At 62.2% G+C, this 4,602-nt stretch carries 6 protein-coding genes; 5 read left to right on the plus strand and 1 reads right to left on the minus strand.

The features are described 5' to 3' along the window. The coding region (locus EN964_RS25295) for a winged helix-turn-helix domain-containing protein (protein ID WP_164775981.1) at positions 1-797 on the minus strand (797 nt) is incomplete at its 3' end. A gap of 329 nt (positions 798-1,126) precedes the next feature. Here EN964_RS25295 and EN964_RS25300 point away from each other — a divergent pair. The 5 genes from EN964_RS25300 to nuoE all read left to right on the plus strand — a co-directional run. After that, positions 1,127-1,492, plus strand: coding sequence for an NADH-quinone oxidoreductase subunit A (locus tag EN964_RS25300; protein ID WP_010910112.1), 366 nt, complete (start codon positions 1,127-1,129; stop codon positions 1,490-1,492). Continuing rightward, on the plus strand, positions 1,483-2,064 hold the full coding sequence (locus EN964_RS25305) for an NADH-quinone oxidoreductase subunit B family protein (protein WP_013531090.1): 582 nt from the start codon (positions 1,483-1,485) through the stop codon (positions 2,062-2,064). The genes EN964_RS25300 and EN964_RS25305 overlap by 10 nt, the downstream gene beginning before the upstream one ends. Before the next feature lie 4 nt (positions 2,065-2,068). After that, on the plus strand, positions 2,069-2,671 hold the full coding sequence (locus tag EN964_RS25310) for an NADH-quinone oxidoreductase subunit C (protein ID WP_127268493.1): 603 nt from the start codon (positions 2,069-2,071) through the stop codon (positions 2,669-2,671). Next, the gene (locus EN964_RS25315; protein WP_127260745.1) at positions 2,672-3,862 is read left to right on the plus strand and encodes an NADH-quinone oxidoreductase subunit D; all 1,191 of its coding nucleotides are present in this window, start codon (positions 2,672-2,674) and stop codon (positions 3,860-3,862) included. Further along, on the plus strand, positions 3,863-4,602 hold a 740-nt coding region (gene nuoE / locus EN964_RS25320; RefSeq protein WP_127273480.1), incomplete at its 3' end, for an NADH-quinone oxidoreductase subunit NuoE. It abuts the gene before it with no gap.

Consider the following 4,602-nt stretch of genomic DNA (forward strand, 5'->3'; position numbering starts at 1 on the left):
GCCGGCTTGTCCCAGCCTTCGACGCGCATCGGCAGCAATTCGCCGGTTTCAACCAGTTCCTCCAACCGGCCTTTCATATCGGCCGGCGACAGGCGGAAATAATCGCGCAAATCGCCTGAAGTCGCCACGCCGTGGGCGCGGGCGGAAATGCGCAGCAATTCGCGGTGCGCGTCCTCAGGCGTGGGCACTGGGAGGTCGAGGACCGCCTGCGGCAGCACGCGCTCGGGCAGATCATAGAAGCGCTCGAACCCGCGACGGTGCGCCGTGGTGATGCGTCCGGCCCAGAACAGCCATTCGAAGGCATGCTTGGCGTGGCTCCAGCCCCACCAGCCGCCCGAGCCTTTCTGGCCTTCGAGCGCGGAAGCGGCAATCGGGCCGCGCTCGGCGACCTGGCGGTAAATCTCTTCGATATAGGCGGCGTGCTCGCGGCCCCATTTGGCGAGGCCCAGATACATTTCGTCGCCGCGCTCGGCGCGCTGCATGCGCCAGCGCATCAGCGGGTAGGTCTCGACCGGCAGGAAGGACGCCTCGTGCGCCCAGTATTCGAAAACCGTGCGCTTACGCGTCACGGCCGCGTTGTCGAGCAGCGAGAACGGGTAGGGACCAAGGCGCGAATAGAGCGGCATATAATGAGCGCGCACCACCGCGCTGACGGAATCGATCTGCAGCAGGCCGGTGCGGGAGAGGGTGCGGGCAAAATGCCGGCGGTCGGGCGTGCCGGTCGGGCGGGGATCGAGAAACCCCTGGGCGGCAAGCGCGATGCGACGGGCCGTGGGGAGCGAGATCTTTTCCTTCATGCAGGCATCACTTTGAAGTGTTTGACCGAGGGTCGAATGGCTGATTCCAACCCATGCTAGCAGGGTTTTGGCTGCATCCATGTCAGGAGAGAAAAGTGGAGTAAAAAGCGAAGGAAATCAAACAGGAGCGGATCGGACCAGTTTGCCGCGATATGCCGTCCAGGTCGGTGTTTTGAACAAGGTTTGACTTGCTTCGCTGGAAGTGCTGCGCTAACCCTCGCCGCGTTGCAGCATAGGCCCTTAAAACGGTTCAGCGGTTAAACTGTCACGCTTCCGCATTAGGGTCCGGTGCTGTAATCAAAGTGGATTGCGCCAACGGAAAGCCGAGCATGAACGCACTCTTGAGCTCATACCTGCCCATCGTCCTGTTCATAGGCGTGGCGCTGGTTGTCGGCCTGGCGCTGCTGGCCGCGCCCTTCCTGGTGGCCTACCGCAATCCCGATCCCGAAAAGCTTTCCGCCTACGAGTGCGGTTTCAACTCGTTCGACGACGCCCGCATGAAGTTCGACATCCGTTTCTACCTGGTGTCGATCCTGTTCATCATCTTCGACCTGGAAGTGGCCTTCCTGTTTCCGTGGGCGGTGTCGTTTTCGAAGATCGGCATGCTCGGTTTCTGGTCGATGATGGTGTTTTTGGCGGTGCTGACCATCGGCTTTGCCTATGAATGGAAAAAAGGAGCGCTGGAATGGGATTGAACGACAGTTCAGGCACCCTCGTCGCGCCGAAGCCCAAGGGTATTATCGATCCCAACACCGGCAGGCCGGTGGGGGAGGACGATCCCTTCTTCCTCGAGATCAACAACGAGTTGGCCGACAAGGGCTTTTTGGTCACTTCGACCGAGGCGCTCATCACCTGGGCGCGCAGCGGGTCGCTGATGTTCATGACCTTCGGCCTCGCCTGTTGCGCGGTCGAAATGATCCACACCTCGATGCCGCGCTATGATTCGGAGCGGTTCGGTGTCGCGCCGCGCGCGTCCCCGCGCCAGTCCGACATCATGATCGTCGCCGGCACGCTGACCAACAAGATGGCGCCGGCGCTGCGCAAGGTCTACGACCAGATGCCGGAACCGCGCTACGTCATCTCGATGGGCTCCTGCGCCAATGGCGGCGGCTACTACCACTACTCCTATTCGGTGGTGCGCGGCTGCGACCGCATCGTGCCCGTCGATATCTATGTGCCCGGCTGCCCGCCGAGCGCCGAAGCGCTGCTCTACGGCATTCTTCTCTTGCAGAAGAAGATCCGCCGCACCGGCACGATCGAACGGTAAATCCATGACCGCATCCCTGAGCGAACTGTCGAACTATCTCGGCGAGAAGCTGATCGGCCGCGTGAACGAGGCTGATATCGCCTATGGCGAACTCACCATCCATGTCGAGCCGCGCGATCTGGTCGAGGTGATGACCTTCCTGCGCGACGATGCGCGCTGCCAGTTCATCTCGATCATCGACGTCTGCGGCGCCGACTATCCGTCGCGGGCCAAGCGTTTCGACGTCGTCTATCATCTGTTGTCGCCGAAGCAGAATGTGCGCATCCGCGTCAAGGTGCAGGCCGACGAGGAAACCATGGTGCCGTCGATCACCGGCGTGTTCCCCGGCGCCGACTGGTTCGAGCGCGAGACCTATGATCTCTACGGCGTGCTGTTCTCGGGCCATCCCGATCTGCGCCGCCTGTTGACAGACTATGGTTTCGAAGGCCATCCGCTGCGCAAGGATTTCCCGCTGACCGGCTTCGTCGAGGTGCGCTACGACGATGAGGCCAAGCGCGTTATCTATGAGCCGGTCGAGCTCAAGCAGGAATTCCGCAATTTCGATTTTTTGTCCCCGTGGGAAGGTACGGATTACGTCCTGCCGGGTGACGAGAAGGCAAAGCAGTAAATGGCTGAAACCTCCGTCCGCAACTTCAACATCAATTTCGGCCCGCAACACCCTGCGGCGCACGGCGTTTTGCGCCTTGTGCTGGAGCTGGACGGCGAAGTCGTCGATCGCGTCGATCCGCATATCGGGCTCTTGCATCGCGGCACCGAAAAGCTGATCGAGGCCAAAACCTACCTGCAGGCGATTCCCTATCTCGACCGGCTCGACTATTGCGCGCCGATGAACCAGGAGCACGCCTTCGCGCTCGCCGCCGAGCGCCTGCTCGGCATCGAAGTGCCGAAGCGCGGCCAGCTGATCCGCGTTCTCTACTGCGAAATCGGCCGCATCATGTCGCACATCCTCAATGTGACGACGCAGGCGATGGACGTCGGCGCGCTGACGCCGCCGCTATGGGGCTTCGTCGAGCGCGAAAAGCTGATGGTGTTCTATGAGCGCGCCTCCGGTTCGCGCATGCATGCCGCCTATTTCCGTCCCGGCGGCGTCCACCAGGACCTGCCGCAGAAACTGGTCGAGGACATCGGCAAGTGGATCGACCCGTTCCTGAAGTCGATCGACGACCTCGATCAGCTGCTGACCGGCAACCGCATCTTCAAGCAGCGCAATGTCGACATCGGCATCGTCTCGCTGGCCGATGCCTGGGCCTGGGGTTTTTCGGGCGTGATGGTGCGCGGTTCGGGTGCTGCCTGGGACCTGCGCAAGTCGCAACCCTATGAATGCTATTCGGAAATGGATTTCGACATTCCGATCGGCAAGAACGGCGACTGCTTCGACCGGTACCTCGTGCGCATGGAAGAAATGCGCCAGTCTGCGAAGATCATGCGCCAGTGCGTCGATCTCCTGCTCGGCAAGGAAAGCACCGGGCCGGTGTCGAACCTCGACGGCAAGGTGGTGCCGCCCAAGCGCCAGGCGATGAAGCGCTCGATGGAAGCGCTGATCCATCACTTCAAGCTCTACACCGAGGGTTATCGCGTGCCGGCCGGCGAGGTTTACGCCGCGGTCGAGGCGCCGAAGGGCGAATTCGGCGTCTATCTCGTTTCCGACGGCTCCAACAAGCCCTACCGCTGCAAGCTGCGCGCGCCGGGTTTCGCGCATCTGCAGGCGATGGATTTCCTCTGCCGCGGCCACATGCTGGCCGACGTCACCGCCGTTCTCGGCTCCCTCGACATCGTGTTTGGTGAGGTCGATCGCTAAATGTCAGTCCGCCGTCTCGCAGAAGCCAGCGTCCAGCCAGCATCCTTCGCCTTCAACCGGGCGAACGCGGCTGCGGCGAAGCAATGGATCAAGAAGTACCCGAAGGGCCGTGAGCAGTCGGCCATCATTCCCTTGCTGATGATAGCGCAGGAGCAGGAAGGCTGGGTGACGAAGGCGGCCATCGAGACGATTTCCGACATGCTCGGCATGCCGCGTATCCGCGGGCTCGAAGTCGCGACCTTCTACACGCAGTACCAGTTGAATCCGGTCGGCACGCGTGCGCATATCCAGGTCTGCGGCACCACGCCCTGCATGCTGCGCGGTTCGGAAGCGCTGATGGATGTGTGCCGCTCCAAAATCCATCACGACCAGTTCCACGCCAACGACAAGGGCACCTTGTCCTGGGAAGAGGTCGAATGCCTTGGCGCCTGCGTCAACGCGCCGATGGTCATGATCTTCAAGGACACGTTCGAGGATCTGACGCCGGAACGCCTGGCTGAAATCATTGATCTCTATGACGCCGGCAAGGGTGCTTCGGTGGAACCGGGGCCGCAGAACGGCCGCACCGGCTCCGAGCCGGCCTCCGGCCTCACCACGCTGAAGAGCGAAAAGGCGATCCTCAAGTCGACCCGCGAAAGGGAGGCCAGGGAGGCCGCCAAGGCCGCCAGGGCGGCGCCCGACGCGATCATCGCGGCGCCTGTGCCGGGGCCGGCCGCGGCCCCTGTCGCACCGTCCAACAC

The organism is Mesorhizobium sp. M7A.F.Ca.CA.001.10.2.1 (assembly GCF_003998575.1).
Lineage (GTDB): Bacteria > Pseudomonadota > Alphaproteobacteria > Rhizobiales > Rhizobiaceae > Mesorhizobium.

Bases quoted from the DNA above. Each gene is read 5' to 3' on its own strand.
- EN964_RS25315 (WP_127260745.1), top strand. From the start codon at position 2,672: ATGGCTGAAACCTCCGTCCGCAACTTCAACATCAATTTCGGCCCGCAA.
- EN964_RS25305 (WP_013531090.1), top strand. From the start codon at position 1,483: ATGGGATTGAACGACAGTTCAGGCACCCTCGTCGCGCCGAAGCCCAAG.
- EN964_RS25310 (WP_127268493.1), top strand. From the start codon at position 2,069: ATGACCGCATCCCTGAGCGAACTGTCGAACTATCTCGGCGAGAAGCTG.
- EN964_RS25300 (WP_010910112.1), top strand. From the start codon at position 1,127: ATGAACGCACTCTTGAGCTCATACCTGCCCATCGTCCTGTTCATAGGC.